The organism is Mycobacterium sp. E802 (assembly GCF_001666875.1).
Taxonomy (GTDB): Bacteria; Actinomycetota; Actinomycetes; order Mycobacteriales; family Mycobacteriaceae; genus Mycobacterium.
Genome location: NZ_LZJD01000083.1, coordinates 17,344 through 39,455 on the forward strand (window position 1 = coordinate 17,344; position 22,112 = coordinate 39,455).

Here is a 22,112-nt window from a genome sequence, read left to right on the forward strand (position 1 = left end):
CGTCTGCTCGCGGAAGAAAACTAGAGCTTGCCGGCCGCCTTCATCGCCAGGTAGTGGTCGGCCAGGGCGGGCGCGAGATCTTCGGGGCGGGCATCGACCACATCGACACCGTGGCCGCGCAGCCGCGGCGCGATGGCCCGACGATCGTTGCGGGCCCGTTCGGCAGCGGCGGCGTCATACACCTGGGCGGCATCGGAACGGCCCGCCGCCAACTGGTCCACCCGCGGATCGGCCACCGCGGCCAGCAGAACCTGATGGCGTGCCGACAGCTGCGGCAAAACCGTCATCAAGCCCTCGTCCAGCGCCGAGGCGTTCAGATCGGTCAGCAACACCACCAGGGCGCGGCCCCGCACCCGACGTGACACCGCCGACACCATGGCCGTGGCATCGGATTCCACCAGGGCGGGCTGCAGCGGTGCCATCGCCGCGACCAGCGCGGCCAGCAGTTCGGTGCGCGAGGCATTGAAGACGCCGGCGCGGGTCTCCCGGTCGATGGCCAGGAAGTCGACGTGATCGCCGGCCCGCGACGCCAGGGCGGCCAGCAGCAGCGCGGCGTCCATCGACCAGTCCAGCCGCGGCCAGCCGCCCGGGTCCCGCGCGGTGGGGTCGACGCCGACGCGGCCGGCCGAGGTACGGCCGGTGTCCAGCACGATCAGCACCCGCCGGTCGCGTTCCGGGCGCCAGGTGCGCACCACCACGTCGGCGCGTCGGGCGGTGGCGCGCCAGTCGATCGAGCGGACGTCATCGCCCACCACATACTCGCGCAGGGAATCGAATTCGGTGCCCTGCCCGCGGATCAGCACCGGGATGGCGCCGTCCAACTGTCGCAGCCGGGCCAGCCGCGACGGCAGGTGCTTGCGGGACAGGAACGGCGGCAGGACACGCACCTGCCCGGGCAGCGGTTGTGAGCGTTGCCGCCCGGCCAGACCCAGTGGGCCGATCGAACGTATGGTGACCAGCTCGCTGCGTTGATCGCCACGCCGTACCGGATGCAGCCGGGTGATCAACCGAACCTGTTGGCCCGCATCGATGTTCACCTGGTGGGCGCGCGGTTGCGCTGTGGCGCTGGGCGGCCAGGCGTCGCGGATCGCGCCGCGGACCCGTCGCCGGCCGGTGTTGTGCACGCTGAGTTCGGCGTCCACGGTCTGACCCAGCCGGGCCGTCGCCTCGCCACCATGGGCCAGATGCAGCCTTCTGATACCGCCGGCCAGTGCGATGTCGGCGATCACCGCGACCACCAGGAGCGCCGCCAACACCGCGAAAGCCGTTGCCGGCCAGGGGGCCAACGCGATCGGCAGCACACAGATCAGTGCCACCAGACCCACCCGGCCGGTGAGAACCATCAGCGCGGCACCGGTACGGCGGCCAGGATGCCGTCGAGCACACCGTCGGGCGTGGCGCCTTCCAGCTCGGCTTCCGGACGCAGTGCCACCCGGTGGCGCAGTGTGGACCGGGCCATCGCCTTGACGTCGTCGGGCGTCACGTAATTGCGGCCGGACAGCCAGGCCCAGGATCGCGAGGTGGCCAGCAGCGCGGTCGCCCCGCGCGGTGACACGCCAAGTTGCAGCGACGGCGAATGCCGGGTGGCGCCGACGATGTCGACGATGTAGCCCAGCACTTCGTCGCCGGCCAGCACCTGACGCACGGCTTCGCGACCGGCCGCCAGCTCGGCGGCCCCGGCCACCGGTTGCACCGCGGACAGATCACGCGGGTCGAAACCGTGCGCATGCCGGCCCAGGATCGCGATCTCGGCATCTCGCGGCGGCAGCGGCACGGTCAGTTTGAGCAGAAAGCGGTCCAGCTGTGCTTCGGGCAGCTGATAGGTGCCCTCGTATTCGATGGGGTTCTGGGTGGCCGCCACGATGAACGGGTCCGGCAGCGGCCGGGGCGTGCCGTCGACGCTGACCTGTCGCTCTTCCATCGCTTCCAGAAGTGCGGCTTGGGTTTTCGGTGGGGTCCGGTTGATCTCGTCGGCCAGCATCAGGTTGGTGAACACCGGGCCGGCCCGGAACTCGAACTCGGCGGTGCGCGCGTCGTACACCAGCGAACCGGTGACATCGCCGGGCATCAGGTCCGGCGTGAACTGCACGCGTTTGAAATCCAATTGAAGGGCGGCGGCCAGGGTGCGCACCAGCAGGGTCTTGGCCACCCCGGGCACACCCTCCAGCAGCACGTGACCGCGGCACAGCAGCGCGACGACGAGCCCGCTGACCACGGCATCCTGCCCGACCACCACTTTGGCGATCTCGGTACGCAGCGCCATCAGGGCGTCGCGGGCCTTGTCGGTGTTCTCGTTGCTGGGCTGAGTCACGAGTGCGCGACCTGCCTTTCGATGTCGTCGAGCTGATGGGCGAGGGAGACGAGTTCGGCATCGGTCTGCGGGGCGGGCCCGAACAGCACCTGACCCGCGGAGTTCGTGGCAGTACTGCAGCGCGCGGCGACGGCGGCCGCGACGGTCTGCGGGGCGGCCCCCGGGCTCAGGCCGAGTCGGGGGAGCAGCCGCCCCAGTGCCGCGGCGCGCAACGCATCGGCGGCCCGGTCCCGCGCGCGCCGCGACCGGTAGAGCCGCCCGCGGCCCTCGACAGTCTCGGAGGCACGGACCACGACCGGCAGCGGTTCGGAGACCAACGGGCCCAGCCGCCGAGCCTGGGCCACCGCCAGCACTGCCACGACCAGACACAGCTGCAGCACGATCCAACGCACCTGCGGCGGCACCAGTTCCGACACCGTACCGTCGCCGGACGAGCCGGCTTCGAAATGCTGTGGGGCATACCAGATCATCCGTGGGGAGGCGCCGGCCAGGTTCATCGCCAGTGCGGCGTTGCCGTCCTTGAGCAGGCGCGAGTTCATCATGAAGTCACCGGTGCCGACGACCGTCACGGTGCGGGCCCCATCGTGGTAGCGCACCAGCGCGCCGCCGTAGCACGACGTCAGCTCGACGTCCCGGGCGGTGTAGGTGTCGGTGCTGCCCAGCTGGGTGCGGCCGGCCCGGTTCGCTTCGGGCAGTGCACAATCCGGCTGATCACCGCCGAACTCCGTCGGCTTGTCGAGCTTGAGCTGCGGGGCCAGCTTCTCGCGGGTGAGTGCCGTCGGTGCGACGAGCAACAGATCGCCGGGGACGTCGGCCAGCTTCGCCACGGTGTCCTTACCGGACAGAAAGACCGTCTGTGCCACCACCAGCAACGTGTGAGGCCGGGCGGCGCGTTGCACATCCTCGGTCGTGGCGGCGGTGATCACCTCGACGCCATGGTCACGCAACAGGCTGATCAGGGCGTGCGTCCCGTCCGGCGAGGTGGAGTCAGGATCCATCGCCCCGCCGGGGCGCGGCGCGGTCAGATAGACGGTCGCGACAGCCACCGCGACGATGACCGCGAAGGCCAGCAGCACCCAACGCGTCGTGCGTAAGCGTCCTTTCATCGCACCCCGGCCTCATCGAGCGCGGCAATGGCCCGGTAGGCGGATTCAGTACCCGGCTGTTCGCCGTACGTGACGTCGTTGAATGTGGTTGCTGCGCTGAACAGTTCACTCGACAAGCCGGGGAGCGCGGCGGCGGCATCGCGGGCGAGTTCGGTCGCGGTGCGTCCCGGAACCGGATCGAGGACGCCGGTCTCTTCGAAACGGCGCGCCAGTGCGCGGAGTCGATGACGAATGGCTGACGACCAGTCTCCTTGTGCCGCATACTGTTCGGCGATCGAGCGGTGCTGAGCGGCGCTGAGCGTGGCATTGTCGAACAACGCGGGGTCGGTGCTGCGGTCGGTGCGCATGGTGCGTCGGGCAATCCGCACCGCCACCACCACGGCCACCACGACCAGGATCGCCAGCACCGAGATCGTGAACCAGCCACCGGGCATCCGCGAGCCCGCCGAGGCGATCTTGTACAGCAGGTCGTTGAGCCAGTCACCGATCTGATCGGTCGGTGTGGCCCGCGGATAGATCGGTTTGCTCAGCTCGTTCTGCGCGGCGTCATGCGCAGCGTCCCGGTCGATGTCGATGGTCGTCATCTCGGCACTACCGCGGCAGCCACAGTCGATCGGCGGTCTCGGCGGGGGCCACCGCCCCGGTCTGCAACATCAGATCGAACGCCTCGGCCCGGAAGCGGCGGTCGGCATACAGCAGCACCACCACGCCCGCGCTGAACGGCGCCGTGACGATCTGTCCGATGGCCGCCCCGACCGAGCCCAGGACCAAGCCGGGGAGCGACGGTCCGTCGGCCATGAAAGACATGGTCTCGCCGGCGATGTTGAACGGCGCACCGACACCCCAGGCGATGATCGAGGCCACGAACGTGGCCAGCGCCCAGATGCCGAACACGCGCCAGAAGTCCTTCTTCACCAACGCGAATGACCGGCCGATCGCCGCAACGATGCCACGTTGCTCCAACACGATCACCGCAGGCGCGAACAACAACACCGTCGACACGTAGAGCACCGCGACGAGCGTGAGGAACACCAGGGGCGCACCGACCGCGAACGCCGCCAAGGCGCCGACGGCGGCACCCGCGCCGGCGATCATGACGGCCACCGCCGCGATGACCACGACCAGTGCCAGACCTTGCAGGATGGTCAGCCCGATGAGCGCGGGCAGCCGGCCGCGCAGCCGCTGCCAGGCCTCACCGATGGTGATGGTCCCGCCGAACACCGAGCGGCCGATCACCACGGTGAGCATGCCGCTGAGCAGAAGCGAGGCCAGCGTGGTGACGACGATGCCGGCGAACGCTCCCCCGGCGAAGACCGCCACCGTGCCTGCCGACGGCGGCTCACCCTGCAGCGTGGAATCGAATTCGCCGAGGGCCGACATCGGCCCGACTTGCAATGCGAGCGTGATGATCTGCGCGCCCAGCACGACGATGGTGGCCAGCCCGAGCGTCGCCTTCGGATTCGTCCGGACGTAGGCCACGGCGCCGTTGAAGATGTCGGTCAGGCTCAGCGGACGGAGCGGGATGACGTCACCTGCCGAGAAGTGGGCAAGGTGTGGCCGACCGCTCGTCATACGTTCACCGTAGTTGCCGGCAGCAACTACGGTGAGGGCATGCCGACCGAGATCATCGTGCGTGGGTCCTTTTCCGCTTTTCAGCCGCCCGAACGTGCGACGGCGCATGTCACACTCGGTTACGAAGGCCCGGCGATCGAGCCGGTGTACGAGCGGTTGGTACGCGATCTGGATGCCGTGAAAACCTCGATCGCCCCACTGCACGATCCGGCGGCCGGGCCGGTCACCTGGTGGTCCACCGGGCAGGTCCGCACCTGGGCCAACCGGCCCTGGAACAACGAGGGTAAGCAGTTGCCGCTCGTGCACCACGCCAGCGTTGGCCTTGAGGTGAAGTTCAGCGATTTCACCGCCCTGTCGCGGTGGGTCGGCGGGCACGTCACCGAGACCGGCGGATTCTCGTTGTCCCGCATCGGATGGGCGTTGACGGCCGAGCATCGCGCCGAACTCGTCGCCGACGTGCACACCCGCGCGGTGCAAGACGCCGTCACCCGCGCCCAGCGTTACGCCGACGCATTGGATCTCGGGCCGGTGCGACCGGTGACCATCGCCGACGCCGGCATGCTCGGCCGCAGCCCACTGTCGTCGTCGGGCCCGCCGATGCTGCGCGCCGCGGCCGCCCCCGGTGGGATGGGCGGAGCACCCGAACTCGATTTCACCCCGGCCGACATCGAGGTCGCGGTCTCGGTGGACGCGAAATTCGTGGCGGGCGCGGACTGATCGCGGCGTAGGTTGACGCTATGGCCGACCTCAAGGACAAGCTGCGCGCGGACCTGACCGACGCGATGAAGTCTCAGGACAAGCTGCGCACCGCCACGCTGCGCATGGTGCTGGCCGCGATTCAGAGCGAGGAGGTCTCGGGTAAGCAGGCCCGTGAGCTGTCCGACGCCGAGGTGATCGCGGTGCTGGCCCGGGAGTCGAAGAAGCGCGGTGAGGCAGCGCAGATCTACACCCAGAACGGTCGGGGTGAGTTGGCCGCCAACGAGCATGCCGAGGCGCGCGTCATCGACGAGTACCTGCCGACGCCGCTGACCGACGCCGAGCTGGCCGACGTCGCCGACACGGCGATCGCTCAGGTGGCCGAGCAGATCGGAGAACGTCCCGGCATGCGGCAGATGGGTCAGGTGATGAAGGCTGCCACGGCCATCGCCGCGGGCAAGGCGGACGGCGCACGGCTCTCCGCGGCGGTCAAAGCCCGGCTCTGAAGACGTTTGGGACGGCGGTGCCCGGGTACCCGCCGCCGATCCGACCCGTTACTCAGCCCTTGGAGGTACCCGGGATGTTCGTTCACAACAAGGATCTGCAGTTCGAGGTTCGGGTCACCGAGCCCGACCCACGCTTCGCCAGCCTGCTGCAGGAGCAATTCGGCGGTGCGAACGGCGAATTGAAGGCCGCCATGCAGTACTTCACGCAGGCGTTCGTGCTACGGGAGAAGAGCCCCAAGATGTACGACCTCTTCATGGACATCGCCACCGAGGAGCTGTCCCACCTGGAGATGGTCGGCTCGATGATCACGATGCTGCTCGACGGGCTCAACGACGACCTGAAGATCGCCAACGAGCGATGTGACTGGATGCCCGCGGTGCGCAACGCCGACGGCCGGGATCAGATAATCCACAGCGTCGCCGTCAACCCGCTGTACTTCGCGTTGACCGGTGGCGGGCCCGATATGAAGGATTCGGCGGGCGTGCCGTGGAGCGGCTCCTACGTCAACTCCAACGGCGATCCGTCGGTGGATTTGCGCAGCAACCTGGCCGCCGAGTCTCGGGCCAAGATCGTCTACGAGTACCTCAAGCAATTCACCGACGATCCGGGCGTACAGGACACCCTGACCTTCCTGATGACCCGCGAAGTCGCCCACTTCCAGCAGTTCACCGCGGCGCTCAACGAACTGCCGGTGAACTTCCCGCCAGGGCAACTGCCGGGCGACGACCGGTTCCAGAACGTCGCGTTCAACATGTCCAACGGCACCGGCGATGCGCGCGGTCCGTGGAACCAGGGCCAGGGACCGTGGCCCGAGGGTATGAAGTGGAAGTATGTCAACAAGCCGCAGGAAGAGTGGCTCGGCGGCAAGCTGCGCCAGAACCAGGGGGCGAAGAAGAATCCCGAGGGCAGCCCCGCCGTGGACAGCAAAAAGCCGTTCACCCACGAACAGCATTCTGCTGCTTTGTAATTCGACGAATTCTACAATTGACGGCCGACGCTCCAGGGGGCGTCGGCCGTCAGCGATGGTTCGGGGATGTCAGTGGACCTGGGGGTCTGGTGGGTTGTCCTCGTCCCGGCCGGTCGCGGCGTCTCGGACGTGGTCCATCATCGCGGCCGCGGCGCCCATCGTCTTCTGGACTGTTGAGTTCGACGGGGTGTCCGGGTGCGGCCGGGTGCGCGCGATCTTCTTGGCCTGCTCGAGCTTGGCGCCGAGTTTCTCGCGTTCCTCGGCATCGACGGCGGCCTCGAATTTCGGCCACACCACCTCCTCCTCCTCGAACGCGATGTGCTCGCGGCCCACTTTCACGACGCGCGCGGGGTGGGGTTGAAACGCGCGCCGACGGGTATGTGAAGGCACATGCCAACGGGTAAGGGGATCTACGACGAAGAGCACCGTGACAACAGCGGTGACAAGCCCGATCGGACGAAAGAGGTTCCGGAGGACACCCCGGACGTCCAGAGCACCAAACACAACACGCAGGAGCCTCCCGACTGAGTCGCCGGTCCGCGTCGTTACTCGGCGTCCCGCCCGATCCGGCTCTTGCGGTAGGCGACGCGACGGACGTCGGCCAGCCAATCGGGGACGAGGGTGACCCCGGCCGCGCGGTGCAGTACCGGGTCGAACGCGACGTCACGGTCGTGCGGCAGCTTCTGACGAAGTGACAGCCGCGCCAGGGGCTCGAATTCTCCGCTGGCGGCGCACTGTTCGATGTCGAACTCCATGCCGCCGCGTTCCAACTGGCTGCTCACGCTGTCCAGGCACAGCCCGGCGCCGTCGAACTCGGTACGCAGCTTGGCCCGCAGCCACCACACCTTGCCCTCGTACCGCAGCGGCATCACGCTGGAGAACGTGATGCCCGACCAGGAGTTGGCCGGCCACAACAGGAAACGGTTGCCGCCCAACGTGGAAGCCAGCAGCACATCCCACGGTGTGCCCGTCAGCTGCGGTGGCATGCGCCAGGCCAGGCCGGCGATGTCGGGCACCGAATCCGGTGTCCCCACTCCTTTCGACAGCCGCCCGATGACGTCGCACGAATACAGCGGCAGGCCTCTGCCGTCGGGCGCGGTCCGGTTGAGCGAGCCCCGTGCCAGGACACCGGTCGGGTGGAACAGGCGCCGGTGCCGCACCGCGGCGCCGAACTCGACTGGCCAGGCTGCGACATCGGAGATCTTCATTGCCACCGACTGCCCGCCGTGACGGTGTTGCAAACGTGCGGGCTAATCCTGGGCGATTCGCCAGAGCGCTTCCTGGTTGACACTGGCGATCAGCGTGCCCGCCTCGTCGTAGAGCGAGCCGCGGGCCAGCCCGCGGGAATCGTTGTGGTTGGCCGGCCGCAATTCGTAGCGGTGCCAGTGATGCGGCCGAAACGGTCGGTGAAACCAGATCGAGTGATCCAGGCTGGCGGCGAATCCGAGATCGGCCCGCAGGGTGACGGTCGGCGGCAGCGCCGAGGGCACCGGCCCGAGGTCGGACAGAAAGGTCAGAGTGCAGGCCCGGATCAGCGGGTCGTCTTCGATCTCCTGCTGGGTGCGGATCCAGAACGGGGAGACCGCGAATTCGGAGTCGTCGGCGGGCATGGTGCGCAGGTCGAACTTGTCACCGAAATCCATCACCTCGGATTTGGGGACGGCCGCGTCCAGCTCCAGGGTGGGCGGAGCATCGGGATACCAATCCAACCCGGGCTCGGGTTGGTGGAACGAGACCATCATCTCCAGGATGACCGCCCCGTCCTGGCTGGCGGTCACATGGCGGGTGGCGAACGCGCGTCCGTCGCGGGTGCGGTCGACGTGGAACTCGACGTCGGCGTCGTAGCGCCCGCCGCGGACGAAGTAGGTGTGCAGCGACTGGGGCAACTTGCCGTCGTCGATGGTGGCGCCGGCCGCGGCCAGAGACTGCGCCGCGATCAGGCCGCCGAACAGCCGCTCGACCGCGCCCCGACGCGGTTCGCGGATACAGAAGTCGTCGCCGTCGCGGTCAAACTGCAACAGTTGGGCGATCCAGCTCAACGCGGCCATCCGGCGACGCTATCAACCGCTTGGTTGGGCGGATCGGGTGGGATTGGAACCGCTGCCAACGGGTACGCCCCAGACCGTGACTTCGACATTGAGGATAACGAGGACGTCGAGCGACCGCATCACCGTCCGCGATCCACACACCGGCGAGGTCGTGAGCCGCGTTTCCGTCACCGAACCCGCCGCCGTCGACCGGGCGGTCAGCCGTGCCGCGAAAGCCCGCTCGGAATGGGCCAGGACAGCGCCGGCGGACCGGGCCGCCGCGGTGGCCACCGCCGCGGAGGTGGTTCGGGCGGCGGCCGACGAACTCGCCACGCTCAACGAACGTGAGACCGGCAAGACCGCTGCCGATTCCCTCGGTGGCGTACAGGCCGGGGTGGGCACGCTGCGGCAGTACGCCGAACTCGGCCCGCTGCACCGCGGTTCGACCCTGCAGGGCGGTTGGTCGGCCACCGACCTGATGGTTCCCCAGCCGCGTGGTGTGGTGGCGGTGCTGACGCCGTGGAACGATCCGGTGGCAGTGGCTGCCGGTCTACTCGGTGCGGCCTTGGTGACGGGAAACACCGTGGTGCACAAGCCAAGTGAGCGTTGCCCGCAGACCGGCCGGCGGTTCGCCGAGTTACTGGCGACTCAACTGCCCGACGGGGTGCTGGAGATCGTCGACGGGGACGGTGAGGTCGGCGCCCAGCTGGCGGCCTCGGCGCAGGTCGACGTCGTCGCGCACGTCGGCAGCAGCGCGACCGGCCGGCAGATCACACTGGCCTGCGCGCAGCGCGGGGCCAAGGCCCTGCTGGAAAACGGCGGCAATGACGCGTTGATCGTCGACGCCGACGTCGATCCACAGTGGGCGGCCGAGCAGGCCGCGCTCGGATCCTTCGCCAACGCCGGGCAGATCTGCGTCTCGGTGGAGCGCATCTTCGTCGTCCAATCACTGGCCGAGCCGTTCATCGACGCGCTCGTCGCGCGGGCGGGGGAGTGGGCCGAGAAGATCGGCCCCCTCGTCGACGAACGGCACTGCCAACAAGTCCACGCCCAGGTCACCGACGCGGTCGATCGCGGCGCACAGGTGCGCGCCGGCGGTGAGCCCAGGCAGGGGCCCGGCAGTTTCTATCCGCCCACGGTGTTGACCGAATGCACCCCACAGATGCTCGTGATGAGCGAGGAGACGTTCGGCCCGATCGCCCCGGTACGCGCGGTGCCCGATTTCGCCACCGCATTGACCGAAGCCGCCGACGACCGGTACGGCCTGGCCGCCACCGTGCTCACCAACGACATGAGCCACGCTCAAGAAGCCTGGCGAGCCCTGCCGGTCGGCACCGTGAAGATCAACAATGTCTTCGGCGGCGCGCCCGGCGGCGCAGCCGAGCCGCGACGGGCCAGCGGATCCGGCTTCGGTTTCGGCCCCGAACTGCTCGACGAGATGACGGCGATGAAGGTCGTCCATTGGTCGGCGCCGGAATCCGGTGACTGATCGAGCGGCGGTAACCCGGCTCACACGCGGGCGTGTGCGATAGTCGCCCTATGGGGAGCGCCGATCACCTCCTCGCCAACCGCTACGAATTACGCGGCGTTCTCGGTCGCGGCGGCATGGCCGAGGTGCGCGATGGCTGGGATACCAGGCTGTCGCGGCCGGTGGCGATCAAACTGCTCCAACCGGGCCTGGCCGCCGATGTGGTGATGCGGCGCCGGTTCGAAGACGAGGCGCGTGCCGCCGCGGCGCTGAACCACCCCAACATCGTCGTCGTGCACGACACCGGGGAGCATCACGGCACCCCGTTCCTCGTGATGGAGCGGTTGCCCGGGCCGACCCTGGCCGACGAGATCGCGGCCGGGCCGCTGACGAGTGACCGGGTGCGCTGGGTGCTCGCCGACCTGCTCGGTGCGTTGACCGCCGCGCACGGCGCCGGCATCCTGCATCGCGACATCAAGCCGGGCAACGTCCTGATCTCCGCCACCGGCAACGCCAAGCTTTCTGACTTCGGCCTCGCCAAGACCGTCGGCGCGGCCCACACCCAGGCCGGCATCGTGTTCGGCACCCCGGATTACCTGAGCCCGCAACGGATCACCGGCCAACCGGCGTCGGTGTCCGACGACCTGTATGCGCTCGGAGTGCTCGGCTACGAGGCGCTGACCGGGCGGCGACCCTTTGACCGGGGGAACCCGATCGCCACGATGCGTGCGGTTGTCGACGAGGCGGCGATGCCGCTGCTGATGGTGCGCCCGGATGTCGATCCGGCGCTGGCCCACGTGCTGGAATCCGCGATGTCCCGGGACCCGGCCTATCGCTTCCCCGATGCCGCTTCTATGCGGGCTGCGCTTTCAGGGGCGTCGCCTCCGCGGCCTGCCACCCTTGTGTTACCCACGCCGCTGCCGCCTCGTCGCTCCAGGCTGCGCCTTGCGCTCGGGACCCTCGCGGTCATGGCTGCCGTCATGCTCGGTGCCGTTCTGCTCATCGCCGACCCGCCACCTCAGCGGGCACCCGTCACTCCGGGGACTCCGTCGGTCGCCCCTGCTGGGCCTGTGGCGCCTGTTGAGCCTGTTGAGCCGACCGTGCCGGTGGCCACGAGCATCCCGACCGTGCTACCGACCATGCCCGAGGACGCTGGGGATCACGGCAACGGCAAGGGGCGCGGCCACGGCAAGGGACACGACAAGAAGAACCGCCCGCATGAGTGACGTCGTTGCCGCGATGTCAGCTCACCCGTTCGAGCAATTGCGTGTGTGCGGCACCGGATTTTTTCGGCGGCGCGAAAACGGGGGGGCCTCATTCGGCGGGACGATGTGACCGATGACATGGTCTGCCAGAACGTCTGTCGGGTTCTGGTGGGTATCTGGCGCAGCTGATCCGCTGTCACCGCTTCATGGGGTCAACGCGCGGCCGATTCGGGGTCGTTAAAGAGCAAGGCCCAGACCGGAAACTGTGGTCTGGGCCTTGCTTGCACTGTCGGGGTGGCGGGATTCGAACCCACGACCTCTTCGTCCCGAACGAAGCGCGCTACCAAGCTGCGCCACACCCCGCGTGAAGCTTCGACAGCCTATCGCACCGGGCACCGCCAAAGCCAAACGGCTACGTCTTCGTCACACCACCCGGGGGTTCGCCGTTTTCGACCTGGGGGTTGTTGGAGTCGACCGACCGCGACCCTGGTGTGGAAAACGGCGCAGAGGGTCAACGCACGCAGCCACAAGCTTCGCCGTTCTCGACCTGGGGGTTGTTGGAGCCGACCGATCGCGACCCTGGGGTGGAAAACGGCGCAGAGGGTCAACGCACGCCCGGGAAGCAACCGGGGCACACATGACGTTGATCAAGTCATGACCGTTTTAGGTGCCGCCGTCTATCTGGGCTTTTTCGCCCTGGCAGCGTTGTGGCTGTTCCTGACGGCCGATCACGACCAGCTGCCGGAACGCTCGAACTCCGAGAGCACCGCCGTGGACTCCGACAATTCCAGCCCCTGGGCGCTGAGCCAGTCTGCGTCGAAGTAGGTGTCCGAGTAGCGGTCGCCGCTGTCGGCCAGCAGGGTCACTACCGACCCGCTGCGCCCGTTCGCGATCATCTCTGCCAGCAGCCCGAAGGCGCCCCACAGGTTGGTGCCCGTCGACGGCCCCACCCGGCGGCCCAAGACCCGGCTGGCGTGATGCGCGGCCGCGACAGACCCGCAGTCGGGCACCGCGATCATCCGGTCGACCACACCGGGCAGGAACGACGGCTCCACGCGCGGGCGGCCGATGCCTTCGATGCGTGACGACGCGCCGGTGACGACGTCGTCGCGGCCTTGCGCGTAGCCGGGGAAGAACGCCGAGTTCTCGGGGTCGACGACACACAACTGGGTGGCATGCCTGCGGTAGCGGATGTAGCGGCCGATCGTCGCGCTGGTGCCACCGGTACCCGCCCCCACCACGATCCACTCCGGCACTGGGTACGGTTCCAGCCGCATCTGCTCGTAGATCGACTCGGCGATGTTGTTGTTGCCGCGCCAGTCGGTGGCCCGCTCGGCGTTGGTGAACTGGTCCAGATAGTGCCCGCCGGTCTCCTCGGCCAACCGCTGCGCCTCGGCATACACCTGCGAGGATTCGGCGACGAAATGGCAACGGCCGCCTTGGGCTTCGATCAAGGCGATCTTCGAGCCGCTGGTCGAGGCCGGCACCACCGCGATGAACGGCAGCCCCAGCAGCGCCGCGAAATAGGCCTCGGACACCGCCGTCGACCCCGAGGACGCCTCGATGATCGTGGTGTTCTCGCCGATCCACCCGTTGCACAGCCCGTAGAGGAACAGCGAGCGGGCCAGCCGGTGCTTGAGGCTGCCGGTGATGTGGGTGGACTCGTCTTTCAGATAGAGCGCGACGTCGGAGTCGCCGGCCCACGCCGTGGGCAGCGGGTACCGCAACAGGTGGGTGTCGGCGCTGCGTTTTGCGTCGGCTTCGATGAGCCGCACCGCGTTGTCCACCCAGTGGCGCGGCCGGGTGTGGGAGGCGCTGGACGCCATCTGGGTCAGCGCGCGGAAACGGTCGGCGAGGACTGGCCCGCCCTGGTCCCGACGTGACCGCCACCGGTGGGCGCCGCGATGAGCGTCAGCAGGGTCGCCTCCGGCCGGCAGCAGAACCGCACCGGCGCAAACGGCGACGTGCCGATGCCCGCCGACACGTGCAGCTGCATGTGCGAGCCCCACTTCGAGGCGCCCTTGGCGCGCGAGCGGTCCAGCTCGCAGTTGGTCACGATCGCCCCGTAGAACGGCAGGCACAGCTGCCCGCCGTGGGTGTGGCCGGCCAGCACCAGCTGGTAGCCGTCCTCGGCGAAACGGTCGAGCACCCGAGGCTCGGGGGAGTGGGTGAGCCCCAGCGTCAGGTTCGCCGCGCCGTTGGCCCGCCCGGCGATGGTGTCGTAGCGGTCGCGCTTGAGATGCGGATCGTCGACGCCGGCCACCGAGATGTGCAGCCCCGCGACTTCGACATCGCGCCGCACGTGGGTCATGTCCAGCCAGCCACGTTCGGTGAACGCCGCGCGCAGGTCCTGCCACGGCAGCGGTTCACCGTGTGTCCGGTGCTGCGGGTTGGTGATGTAGTTCAGCGGGTTCTTCAGCCGCGGGGCGAAGTAGTCGTTGCTGCCGAACACGAACAGGCCCGGGACCGACATCAGTTCGCTCAGCGACTGCACGACGGCGGGCACGGCCTTCGGGTGCGCCAGATTGTCACCCGTGTTGACTACCAGATCGGGCTCGAGCCGAGCCAGATCGCGCAGCCAGGCCTGCTTGCGTCGCTGATTGGGACGCATGTGCAGATCGGACAGGTGCAGCACCCGCAGGGGTGAGGAGCCCGGAGCCAGCACCGGCATCGTCGCTTCCCGCAGCACAAACGCATTGCGCTCGATGAGGGATGCGTAGCCGATCCCGGCGACCAGCGAACCCGCGGTGACGGCAGCTGCCTTCTTTACTGACATGTCGCCAGCCTACTGCGAACCGGGTGTCACGGGGGTGGTGGCGGTCCCAACACCGGCACGGTGATCGGGGGCAACCCCGGGATCTCGACCACGGTCTGGCCGATCTCCGGCGGCGGACCGCCGGGCATCGGGAACGCGATCGGCGGTGGAGGCGGGGCCGGCGGAATGCCGTTGCTGATCTGGATGGTGATGATCGAGCCCGGAATCGTCTGTCCGCTGGGCGATGTGCCGACCACGGTGCCGTAGCGCGAACTGCTGTTGACCGAGGCGGCACCGTCGGCCACCTGGAAACCGGACTCCTTGAGCCGCTGGCGGGCGGCGGTCTCGTCCAACCCGATCACGGTCGGCACCACGGAACCGGGGCCGCCGTCGACGTACCGCGGATCGGTCGGAGGCAACGCCACCGGCCCGAAGCTGTTGGCGATCGGTTTCATCGCGGTGAACCAGGTGCGGGCCGGCTCGTTACCGCCGTAGAGGTCACCGTTGCCGCACTGACGCAGCGGGAACGAGCACAGTTCACCGGGCGAGGTGGAGTCGTCGTAGATGTAGTTGGCCGCCGCGTATTGGTTGGTGAAGCCGAGGAAGCCCGACGAGCGGTGCGCCTCGGTGGTGCCGGTCTTGCCCGACATCGGCAGATCCCAGCCCACCGAACCGGCCGATCCGGACGCGGTACCGCCGGCCTGATCGTCCTTGCTCATCGCGTTGGCCAGGGTGTTGGCCAGACCCTCGGGAACCGCCTGATCACAGGTCTCGGTGGTCACCGACACCTCGTTACCGTGCCGGTCCAACACCTGGGCGATGGGGTTGGGCGGGCACCAGGTCCCGCCGGAGGCCAGGGTGGCCGCCACGTTGGACAGCTCGAGCGCGTTGACCTCGATCGGGCCCAGGGTGAACGAGCCGATGTTCTGGCGTTTGACGAAGTCGGCCAGGCTCTCGTTGCTGTCCGGGTCGTAGTCGCGGGCGGTGCCGGGCAGCGCGTAGGACCGCAGCCCCAGCTTGACTGCCATGTCCACCGTTCGTTGCACGCCGATCTGCGAGATCAACTTGGCGAACGCGGTGTTCGGCGAGGTGGCCAGGGCGTCGGTGACGCTCATCGAGCCGCGGTAGCCGCCGGCGTTCTTCACGCACCAGGTTTCCTTCGGGCATCCCGGGGTGTCGCTGCTGCCCAGCCCTTTGGCCTGGAAGAAACCGGGCACGGGCAGTTGGGTGTTGATGCCCATCCCCATGTCCATGGCCGCGGCCGTGGTGAAGATCTTGAAGATCGAGCCGGCGCCGTCGCCGACGAGCGAGAACGGCTGCGGCTGCATCGTCTCGCCGGCGTCGGTGTTCAGGCCGTAGGTGCGGTTGCTCGCCATCGCCAGCACCGGATGGGATTCCTTGCCCGGCTTGATCACGCTCATCACGCTGGCGATACCGGGAATGTCGGGACGGGCGATGCTGTCGATCGCCGACTTCACCGACCCCTGCACGTCCGGGTCGAGCGTGGTCTTGATCAGGTAACCGCCCTTGGCCACCTGCTCTTTGGACAGGCCGGCGCGGGCGAGGTACTCCAGCGCGTAGTCGCAGAAGAAGGCGCGGTCACCGGCGGCGATGCAGCCCCGGGGCAGTTCGTTGGGCTGCGGCAGGACGCCCAGTGGCTGCTGCTTGGCCGCCCGCAGCGCCTCGGCCTCCTGCGGAATGTTCTCGATCATGGTGTCCAACACCAGGTTCCGACGGGCCAGGGCACCGTCGGGGTTGGTGTAGGGATTCAACGCGCTGGTGGACTGCACCATGCCGGCCAGCAGGGCGGCCTGCTGCCAGTTCAGCTCGGAGGCGTTGATCCCGAAATACGTCTGCGCGGCGTCCTGGATGCCGAACGCGCCGTTACCGAACGAGACGAGGTTGAGATAGCGGGTCAGGATCTCGGGTTTGGTGAAGGTCTTGTCCAGGGTGAGCGCCATCCGGATCTCCCGCAGCTTGCGTGCCGGGGTGGTCTCGATTGCCGCGCGCCGCTCGGCGTCGGTCTGGGCGATCACCAACAACTGATAGTTCTTCACGTACTGCTGCTCGATCGTCGAACCGCCACGGGTGTCGAGATCGCCGCGCATATAACCGGTGAGCCCGGTCAGCGTGCCCTGCCAGTCCACCCCGTTGTGCTCGGCGAACCGTTTGTCCTCGATCGAGACCAGGGCCAGCTTCATGGTGTTGGCGATCTGATCGCTGGGCACCTCGAAGCGGCGCTGGGAATACAGCCAGGCGATGGTGTTGCCCTTGGCGTCGACCATCGTCGAGACCTGCGGAACCTCACCCTCGACGAGCGCGGCCGAACCGTTGGCCACCACGTCGGAAGCCCGGTTGGACATCAGGCCGATTCCGCCCACCACCGGGAACATGAACGCAGCCACCAGCACGCTGGCCAACAAGCAGCACCAGGCGAGTTTGATGACGGTGACCGCTTGAGGTGGTTGCGCGGGCGGTCGTGTCGGCGGCTCCGGCATGCGTACAGAGTAACTAGCTTGCTCGCCGCCACCGTGCGCGAGCGGGGGCGCGGGCATATCCCGCTCGCCTGCGGAAACGGTCCGACGCGCCAGGAGCCGGGTTAGACGGCACGGCCGTCCCAAAAAAGACGGCCACAAACTGTTGCACAAATACCGCCTGACCACCTAGCTTGGACACACAGTGCGATCCAGGTAACACCCGCTGGCGCAGTGTGGCGTAGATCGCAAGGGCGTTCTACACCGGAAGGTTCAACGCCCGCCATCTGGGGAGATGGCTGGAACGAAGGGATCGCTGGTGTCAGGTACACGAACTGTCGCAGACAAGATGAACGCTTCCGCTCCCGCTGCCAACCTGGTCCACCGCGGCGAGGGTGAAGCCCGGATCGCCTGGGTATCGCAGGCCCGATGCCGCCAGGCCGATCCGGACGAGTTGTTCGTCCGTGGTGCTGCCCAACGCAAGGCCGCGGTGATCTGCCGGCACTGCCCCGTGATCCTCGAATGCGGGGCCGACGCGCTCGACAACCGCGTCGAGTTCGGGGTCTGGGGTGGGATGACCGAACGTCAGCGTCGTGCCCTGCTCAAGCAGCATCCCGAGGTCAACTCCTGGGCCGAGTTCTTCGCCGCCCAACGCAAACACCGCAGCGCGGTGTAGCCCGCTAGGCGGACGCGCCGACCCCGGTGATCTGGTCGGCGATCGCCCGCAGCGCATCCAGGTCGGACACATCGAACGGCAGTGACGGAACCCCGACGATCGCCACGTGCGGGTTGGCGCCGGTGAACCGCGACAGCAGCCGGACCTCGCGCTTGGCGGTGTGGGCCCGGTCGGCGTGAATGCGTAGCACTGCGGCCGTCAGCGATTCCGGGTCGTCGGCCGCCAGCACGTCGGCAGCCTCCTCGGCCTTGTCCGCGTGCAGATCGCACAGCGTGGGATGAGTGCGGTTGAGGATCAGCCCGGCCAGTGGCATCTGCTCGCTCGACAGCCGGTCGACGAAGAACGAGGCCTCACGCAACGCATCGGGTTCGGCCGCCGACACCACCACGAACTGGGTGCCGCGACGCTTGAGCAGTTCGTAGGTCTTGTCGGCCTTCTGCCGGAAACCGTCGAACGTGGCGTCCAGTGCTTGCACGAAACCTGCTGCGTCGGAAAGCATCTGCGACCCCAGCACGGTGGACAACGCTTTCATGGCCAGCCCGACGGCGCCGGTGACGAGCTTGCCGATGCCACGCCCCGGGGCCAGCAGCAGCCGCCACAACCGGCTGTCCATGAAGCTGCCCAACCGTTTTGGTGCATCGAGGAAGTCCAGGGCGTTGCGCGACGGCGGGGTGTCCACGACCACGAGATCCCACTTGTCCTCGGCCAGCAGCTGACCGAGCTTCTCCATCGCCATGTACTCCTGCGTGCCGGCCAGCGAGGTCGCCACGGTTTGGTAGAACTGGTTTTCCAGAATGGCGTCGGCCCGGCCGGGATCCGAATACTGCACCACCATCTCGTCGAACGTGCGGCGCATGTCGAGCATCATCGCGTGCAGTTCCCCGGTGACCTCCGGAGCCAGCGGGACGCGCTGCGGGGTGTTGCCGAGATCCTTGATGCCCAACGCCTGGGCCAGCCGACGGGCCGGGTCGATCGTGAGCACCACGACGGTGCGCCCGTATTCGGCGGCCCGCAGCGCCATCGCGGCGGCTGTCGTGGTTTTGCCGACTCCGCCTGCGCCGCAACAGACTACGACGCGGTTGGCGGTGTCGGACAGGATCGTGTGCATGTCCAATGCCGGTGGGTGGGCACTCATGGTTATCGGACCCCCTGCTGTTCCAGTGCTTCGGCGAGCTCGTAGAGGCTGCCGAGGTCGACGCCGTCGGCCAGTGCGGGCAGTTCGAGACGGGGAATGTCGATGGCGTCGAGCAGTTCGGCGCTCTCGGCGCGCGCGGCGATCCTGGTCGCGTGCTGGATGGACTCCGTCAGCAGGCCGGCAAAGTCGTTGTCGGACAACGTGATTCCGGCTTTGTCCAATCCGGCGCGAACCGTGTCGGCATCGATGTCGCCCTCGGCGGCCTTGGCCAGCGCCTCGGCCGGAAGGTGCGCGGGGATGTTGCGGTTGACGATGACGCTGCCGATCGGCAGACCCAATTGGGTGAGTTCCTCGATCGCCTCCAGGGTTTCCTGGACCGGTAATGCCTCCAGCAAGGTGACCAGATGGATGGCGGTCTGCTCGGAATGCAGGATCTTGACCACGCCCTCGGCCTGCGAGTGCACGGGGCCGCCCTTGGCCAGGTCCGAGACCGCCTTGGTGACATCCAGGAACCGCGGGATGCGGCCGGTGGGAGGAGAATCCACCACGATTGCGTCGTACACGCCGCGCTTGGCCTTGGCGTCGTTCTGGGTGCGTACCACGATCTCTTTGATCTTGCCGGTGAGCAACACGTCCCGCAGGCCCGGCGCGATGGTGGTGGCGAATTCGATGGCGCCGATCCGGCGCATCGCACGGCCGGCCAGCCCGAGGTTGTAGAACATGTCGAGGTATTCCAGGAACGCCGCCTCGATGTCGATGGCGAGGGCGTTGACCTGTCCGCCGCCGTCGGCGGTGGCGACCTTGACTTCCTCGTACGGCAGCGGCGGCACGTCGAACAACTGCGCGATGCCTTGCCGTTCCTCGACCTCGACCAGAAGCACCTTGCGGCCGCCGGCGGCCAGCGCCAGGGCCAACGCCGCAGCCACCGTGGACTTGCCGGTGCCGCCCTTGCCGGAAACGAAGTGCAGTCGGGCCTTGGTCAGCCGCGACGGCCAGCCGACGTGTTTGGCGCCGCTCTCAGTGGTTGCCACCACTGCATGCTAACCAAGCCCGGCTGTCCGACCGATAAGCTCAGCCGCATGAGCGAACCAACCCGGTGGGAATACGCCACGGTGCCGTTGTTGACCCACGCCACCAAACAGATTCTCGACCAGTGGGGGCAGGACGGCTGGGAGCTGGTCTCCGTGCTTCCCGGCCCGACGGGCGAGCAGCACGTCGCCTACCTCAAGCGGCCGAAGTGACCAACTCGCAGCGGTTGGCCGAACTCGGCATCGAACTGCCCGAGGTCGTCGCCCCGCTGGCCGCCTACGTGCCCGCGGTGCGCACCGGCAATCTCGTCTACACCGCCGGTCAACTGCCGATCCAGGCGGGTGAGCTCTTGGCGACCGGCAAGGTCGGCGACGAGGTCAGCCCCGAGCACGCCAAGGAGCTGGCCCGGGTCTGCGGGCTCAACGCCCTGGCCGCGGTGCACGCGCTCGTCGGCATCGACTCCGTCGTCAAGGTCGTCAAGGTGGTCGGTTTCGTCGCCTCGGCCGCCGGCTTCCACGGTCAGCCCGGTGTGGTCAACGGAGCCTCCGAGCTCTTCGGGGAGATCTTCGGCGAGGCGGGCGCCCACGCCCGTTCCGCCGTGGGCGTGTCGGAGTTGCCGCGCAACGCGCCGGTCGAGGTCGAGATCATCGTCGAAACAGCGTGACAGCGGCGTCGCATCTCCAGCACCCTGCCTACGGGCAGGTGAGGCCGGTCGTCGAGACAGACAAGATGTCGGCCTCCGTACTGTTGTGCGACAACCCCGGCCTGATGACGCTGGAGGGCACCAACACCTGGGTGTTGCGCGGCCACGGCAGCGACGAGATCGTCATCGTCGACCCCGGTCCCGACGATGAGGCGCACATCGCGCGCATCGCCGAGTTGGGCACCGTCGCGTTGGTGCTGATCAGTCACAAGCACGAGGACCACACCGGCGGCATCGACAAGCTCGTCGACCTCACCGGCGCCACCGTGCGCTCCGTGGGCAGCGGCTTCCTGCGCGGAATGGGCGGGCCGTTGACCGACGGCGAGGTGATCGACGCGGCCGGCCTGCGCATCAAGGTGATGGCCACACCTGGCCACACCGTCGACTCATTGTCCTTCGTGCTCGACGACGACAGCGGGCAAGGCGCGGTCCTGACGGCGGACACCGTGCTGGGCCGTGGCACCACCGTCATCGACACCGAAGACGGCAGCTTGCGTGACTATCTGGAATCCCTGCACCGGCTCCAGGGGCTGGGTCCCCGTCCGGTGCTGCCCGGGCACGGCCCCGATCTGCCGAACCTGCACGAGGTGGCCACGATGTACCTGGCCCATCGCGAGGAGCGATTGGACCAGATACGTGCGGCACTAAGGGAACTCGGTGAAGAGGCGTCGGCCCGTGAGGTCGTCGAGCACGTCTACACCGACGTCGACCAGAAACTCTGGGACGCCGCCGAGAAGAGCGTGCAAGCCCAACTGGACTACCTGCGCGCTTAGCGGGCGCGGCGTGCCAGACGCTCGCTGTCGGAGATCAGGACGCTCTTGCCCTCGAGTCGGATCCAGCCGCGGTGGGCGAAATCGGCCAGGGCCTTGTTGACCGTCTCGCGGGACGCGCCGACGAGCTGGGCGATCTCTTCCTGGGTGAGGTCGTGGGTCACGCGCAGCGCCCCGCCCTCCTGGGTGCCGAACCGCTGGGCCAGCTGCAGCAGCTGCTTGGCCACCCGGCCGGGAACGTCGGTGAAGATCAGGTCGGCCAGGTTGTTGTTGGTGCGACGCAGGCGACGGGCCAACACCCGCAGCAGCTGCTCGGCGATCTCGGGCCGGTCGGCGATCCATGCGCGCAGCGCGTCACGGTCCATCGACACCGCGCGCACCTCGGTGATGGTGGTCGCGCTCGAGGTACGGGGCCCCGGGTCGAAGATCGACAGCTCGCCGAACATGTCCGACGGACCCATGATGGTCAGCAGGTTTTCCCGGCCGTCCGGTGAACGGCGGCCGATCTTCACCTTGCCGGAGATGATGATGTACAGCCGGTCGCCGGGCTCGCCTTCGGCGAAGACCGTATGCCCGCGTGGGAAGTCGACGGGCTGCAACTGCTTCGTCAGCGCCGAAACGGCGGTCGGTTCGACTCCCTGGAAGATTCCGGCCCTCGCCAGGATCTCGTCCACGTTGCCCCTTAAGCTATTGGGTGTGTTGTCCTCTTAC

The 22,112-nt window shown here is 68.1% G+C and carries 23 protein-coding genes, 1 tRNA gene and 1 pseudogene; 10 read left to right on the plus strand and 15 right to left on the minus strand.

Translation table 11 applies throughout. The annotated features are described in order from the left end of the window. Positions 1–20: 20 nt before the first annotated feature. Genes A5699_RS12515 through A5699_RS12535 form a run of 5 tightly spaced genes read right to left on the minus strand, consistent with a single transcriptional unit; the run spans position 21 to position 4,989 of the window. Positions 21–1,343, minus strand: a complete 1,323-nt coding sequence (locus A5699_RS12515; protein WP_067769696.1) for a DUF58 domain-containing protein — start codon at positions 1,341–1,343, stop codon at positions 21–23. Next, complete coding sequence (locus tag A5699_RS12520) at positions 1,343–2,263, minus strand: MoxR family ATPase (protein WP_231965703.1); 921 nt, start codon at positions 2,261–2,263, stop codon at positions 1,343–1,345. Before A5699_RS12520 ends, A5699_RS12515 begins: the two co-directional genes overlap by 1 nt. A gap of 44 nt (positions 2,264–2,307) precedes the next feature. Then, entirely contained in the window at positions 2,308–3,417 is a 1,110-nt protein-coding gene (locus tag A5699_RS12525) for a DUF4350 domain-containing protein (protein ID WP_067769699.1), read from the minus strand. After that, positions 3,414–4,001, minus strand: a complete 588-nt coding sequence (locus tag A5699_RS12530; RefSeq protein WP_067769701.1) for a DUF4129 domain-containing protein — start codon at positions 3,999–4,001, stop codon at positions 3,414–3,416. Before A5699_RS12530 ends, A5699_RS12525 begins: the two co-directional genes overlap by 4 nt. A gap of 7 nt (positions 4,002–4,008) precedes the next feature. Beyond that, positions 4,009–4,989, minus strand: coding sequence for a hypothetical protein (locus A5699_RS12535; protein WP_067769703.1), 981 nt, complete (start codon positions 4,987–4,989; stop codon positions 4,009–4,011). A 39-nt stretch (positions 4,990–5,028) separates the two neighbouring features. Here A5699_RS12535 and A5699_RS12540 point away from each other — a divergent pair, with 39 nt between their 5' ends. The 3 genes from A5699_RS12540 to A5699_RS12550 all read left to right on the plus strand — a co-directional run bounded on the left by A5699_RS12540 (position 5,029) and on the right by A5699_RS12550 (position 7,159). After that, complete coding sequence (locus tag A5699_RS12540; protein ID WP_067769705.1) at positions 5,029–5,706, plus strand: SIMPL domain-containing protein; 678 nt, start codon at positions 5,029–5,031, stop codon at positions 5,704–5,706. A gap of 20 nt (positions 5,707–5,726) precedes the next feature. Continuing rightward, positions 5,727–6,191 (plus strand): GatB/YqeY domain-containing protein, encoded by a 465-nt coding sequence (locus A5699_RS12545; protein WP_067769707.1) that lies wholly within the window; start codon positions 5,727–5,729, stop codon positions 6,189–6,191. A gap of 74 nt (positions 6,192–6,265) precedes the next feature. Beyond that, the gene (locus A5699_RS12550) at positions 6,266–7,159 is read left to right on the plus strand and encodes a manganese catalase family protein (RefSeq protein ID WP_067769709.1); all 894 of its coding nucleotides are present in this window, start codon (positions 6,266–6,268) and stop codon (positions 7,157–7,159) included. A 69-nt stretch (positions 7,160–7,228) separates the two neighbouring features. Here A5699_RS12550 and A5699_RS12555 read toward each other — a convergent pair. After that, positions 7,229–7,498: pseudogene (locus tag A5699_RS12555) on the minus strand (hemerythrin domain-containing protein); the annotation flags it as partial. Positions 7,499–7,549: 51 nt separating this feature from the next. Here A5699_RS12555 and A5699_RS29565 point away from each other — a divergent pair. Further along, positions 7,550–7,687 carry a hypothetical protein gene (locus A5699_RS29565; RefSeq protein ID WP_197508274.1) on the plus strand — a complete coding sequence of 46 codons (138 nt, stop codon included), beginning with the start codon at positions 7,550–7,552 and terminating at the stop codon, positions 7,685–7,687. Positions 7,688–7,704: 17 nt separating this feature from the next. On the opposite strand, the gene A5699_RS12560 is transcribed toward A5699_RS29565, so the two are convergent. Beyond that, positions 7,705–8,367, minus strand: coding sequence for a phosphodiesterase (locus tag A5699_RS12560; RefSeq protein WP_067769711.1), 663 nt, complete (start codon positions 8,365–8,367; stop codon positions 7,705–7,707). 42 nt (positions 8,368–8,409) lie between these two features. Beyond that, on the minus strand, positions 8,410–9,207 hold the full coding sequence (locus tag A5699_RS12565; RefSeq protein WP_067769713.1) for an acyl-CoA thioesterase II: 798 nt from the start codon (positions 9,205–9,207) through the stop codon (positions 8,410–8,412). Between the two features lie 76 nt (positions 9,208–9,283). Between A5699_RS12565 and A5699_RS12570 the strand changes: the two genes are divergently transcribed. Both A5699_RS12570 and A5699_RS12575 read left to right on the plus strand, forming a co-directional pair. Beyond that, positions 9,284–10,675, plus strand: a complete 1,392-nt coding sequence (locus A5699_RS12570) for an aldehyde dehydrogenase (RefSeq protein ID WP_231965699.1) — start codon at positions 9,284–9,286, stop codon at positions 10,673–10,675. A 50-nt stretch (positions 10,676–10,725) separates the two neighbouring features. Beyond that, complete coding sequence (locus A5699_RS12575) at positions 10,726–11,880, plus strand: serine/threonine-protein kinase (RefSeq protein WP_067769715.1); 1,155 nt, start codon at positions 10,726–10,728, stop codon at positions 11,878–11,880. 268 nt (positions 11,881–12,148) lie between these two features. On the opposite strand, the gene A5699_RS12580 is transcribed toward A5699_RS12575, so the two are convergent. The 4 genes from A5699_RS12580 to ponA2 all read right to left on the minus strand — a co-directional run bounded on the left by A5699_RS12580 (position 12,149) and on the right by ponA2 (position 17,112). Then, positions 12,149–12,222 (minus strand) — tRNA-Pro (locus A5699_RS12580). A 365-nt stretch (positions 12,223–12,587) separates the two neighbouring features. Next, positions 12,588–13,685: a PLP-dependent cysteine synthase family protein gene (locus A5699_RS12585; RefSeq protein ID WP_067769717.1), complete on the minus strand. Its 1,098-nt coding sequence runs from the start codon at positions 13,683–13,685 to the stop codon at positions 12,588–12,590. A gap of 5 nt (positions 13,686–13,690) precedes the next feature. Next, complete coding sequence (locus A5699_RS12590) at positions 13,691–14,635, minus strand: metallophosphoesterase (RefSeq protein ID WP_067769719.1); 945 nt, start codon at positions 14,633–14,635, stop codon at positions 13,691–13,693. Positions 14,636–14,661: 26 nt separating this feature from the next. Next, positions 14,662–17,112 (minus strand): transglycosylase/D,D-transpeptidase PonA2, encoded by a 2,451-nt coding sequence (ponA2, locus tag A5699_RS12595; RefSeq protein ID WP_067769720.1) that lies wholly within the window; start codon positions 17,110–17,112, stop codon positions 14,662–14,664. 325 nt (positions 17,113–17,437) lie between these two features. Between ponA2 and A5699_RS12600 the strand changes: the two genes are divergently transcribed. After that, entirely contained in the window at positions 17,438–17,764 is a 327-nt protein-coding gene (locus tag A5699_RS12600) for a WhiB family transcriptional regulator (protein WP_067769721.1), read from the plus strand. A 4-nt stretch (positions 17,765–17,768) separates the two neighbouring features. Here A5699_RS12600 and A5699_RS12605 read toward each other — a convergent pair whose 3' ends face one another. Continuing rightward, positions 17,769–18,899 (minus strand): ArsA family ATPase, encoded by a 1,131-nt coding sequence (locus A5699_RS12605; RefSeq protein WP_067769722.1) that lies wholly within the window; start codon positions 18,897–18,899, stop codon positions 17,769–17,771. Between the two features lie 2 nt (positions 18,900–18,901). Further along, entirely contained in the window at positions 18,902–19,933 is a 1,032-nt protein-coding gene (locus A5699_RS12610) for an ArsA family ATPase (RefSeq protein WP_197508276.1), read from the minus strand. A gap of 45 nt (positions 19,934–19,978) precedes the next feature. Here A5699_RS12610 and A5699_RS29100 point away from each other — a divergent pair, with 45 nt between their 5' ends. The 3 genes from A5699_RS29100 to A5699_RS12620 all read left to right on the plus strand — a co-directional run bounded on the left by A5699_RS29100 (position 19,979) and on the right by A5699_RS12620 (position 21,404). Then, positions 19,979–20,140: a DUF4177 domain-containing protein gene (locus A5699_RS29100; protein ID WP_075908995.1), complete on the plus strand. Its 162-nt coding sequence runs from the start codon at positions 19,979–19,981 to the stop codon at positions 20,138–20,140. Next, on the plus strand, positions 20,137–20,592 hold the full coding sequence (locus A5699_RS12615; protein WP_067769724.1) for a RidA family protein: 456 nt from the start codon (positions 20,137–20,139) through the stop codon (positions 20,590–20,592). Before A5699_RS29100 ends, A5699_RS12615 begins: the two co-directional genes overlap by 4 nt. A gap of 65 nt (positions 20,593–20,657) precedes the next feature. Then, complete coding sequence (locus A5699_RS12620; RefSeq protein WP_067769773.1) at positions 20,658–21,404, plus strand: MBL fold metallo-hydrolase; 747 nt, start codon at positions 20,658–20,660, stop codon at positions 21,402–21,404. On the opposite strand, the gene crp is transcribed toward A5699_RS12620, so the two are convergent. Then, positions 21,401–22,075, minus strand: coding sequence for a cAMP-activated global transcriptional regulator CRP (gene crp / locus A5699_RS12625; protein ID WP_003883807.1), 675 nt, complete (start codon positions 22,073–22,075; stop codon positions 21,401–21,403). The two genes, A5699_RS12620 and crp, sit on opposite strands and share 4 nt — an antisense overlap. Positions 22,076–22,112: the final 37 nt, after the last annotated feature.

Bases quoted from the DNA above. Each gene is read 5' to 3' on its own strand.
- A5699_RS12525 (WP_067769699.1), bottom strand. From the start codon at position 3,417: ATGAAAGGACGCTTACGCACGACGCGTTGGGTGCTGCTGGCCTTCGCG.
- A5699_RS12530 (WP_067769701.1), bottom strand. From the start codon at position 4,001: ATGACGACCATCGACATCGACCGGGACGCTGCGCATGACGCCGCGCAG.
- A5699_RS12550 (WP_067769709.1), top strand. From the start codon at position 6,266: ATGTTCGTTCACAACAAGGATCTGCAGTTCGAGGTTCGGGTCACCGAG.
- A5699_RS29100 (WP_075908995.1), top strand. From the start codon at position 19,979: ATGAGCGAACCAACCCGGTGGGAATACGCCACGGTGCCGTTGTTGACC.
- A5699_RS12515 (WP_067769696.1), bottom strand. From the start codon at position 1,343: ATGGTTCTCACCGGCCGGGTGGGTCTGGTGGCACTGATCTGTGTGCTG.
- A5699_RS12560 (WP_067769711.1), bottom strand. From the start codon at position 8,367: ATGAAGATCTCCGATGTCGCAGCCTGGCCAGTCGAGTTCGGCGCCGCG.
- A5699_RS12520 (WP_231965703.1), bottom strand. From the start codon at position 2,263: ATGGCGCTGCGTACCGAGATCGCCAAAGTGGTGGTCGGGCAGGATGCC.
- A5699_RS12590 (WP_067769719.1), bottom strand. From the start codon at position 14,635: ATGTCAGTAAAGAAGGCAGCTGCCGTCACCGCGGGTTCGCTGGTCGCC.
- A5699_RS12605 (WP_067769722.1), bottom strand. From the start codon at position 18,899: ATGAGTGCCCACCCACCGGCATTGGACATGCACACGATCCTGTCCGAC.
- A5699_RS12565 (WP_067769713.1), bottom strand. From the start codon at position 9,207: ATGGCCGCGTTGAGCTGGATCGCCCAACTGTTGCAGTTTGACCGCGAC.
- ponA2 (WP_067769720.1), bottom strand. From the start codon at position 17,112: ATGCCGGAGCCGCCGACACGACCGCCCGCGCAACCACCTCAAGCGGTC.
- A5699_RS12585 (WP_067769717.1), bottom strand. From the start codon at position 13,685: ATGGCGTCCAGCGCCTCCCACACCCGGCCGCGCCACTGGGTGGACAAC.
- A5699_RS12540 (WP_067769705.1), top strand. From the start codon at position 5,029: ATGCCGACCGAGATCATCGTGCGTGGGTCCTTTTCCGCTTTTCAGCCG.
- A5699_RS29565 (WP_197508274.1), top strand. From the start codon at position 7,550: ATGCCAACGGGTAAGGGGATCTACGACGAAGAGCACCGTGACAACAGC.
- A5699_RS12620 (WP_067769773.1), top strand. From the start codon at position 20,658: ATGTCGGCCTCCGTACTGTTGTGCGACAACCCCGGCCTGATGACGCTG.
- A5699_RS12575 (WP_067769715.1), top strand. From the start codon at position 10,726: ATGGGGAGCGCCGATCACCTCCTCGCCAACCGCTACGAATTACGCGGC.
- A5699_RS12545 (WP_067769707.1), top strand. From the start codon at position 5,727: ATGGCCGACCTCAAGGACAAGCTGCGCGCGGACCTGACCGACGCGATG.
- A5699_RS12535 (WP_067769703.1), bottom strand. From the start codon at position 4,989: ATGACGAGCGGTCGGCCACACCTTGCCCACTTCTCGGCAGGTGACGTC.
- A5699_RS12600 (WP_067769721.1), top strand. From the start codon at position 17,438: ATGAACGCTTCCGCTCCCGCTGCCAACCTGGTCCACCGCGGCGAGGGT.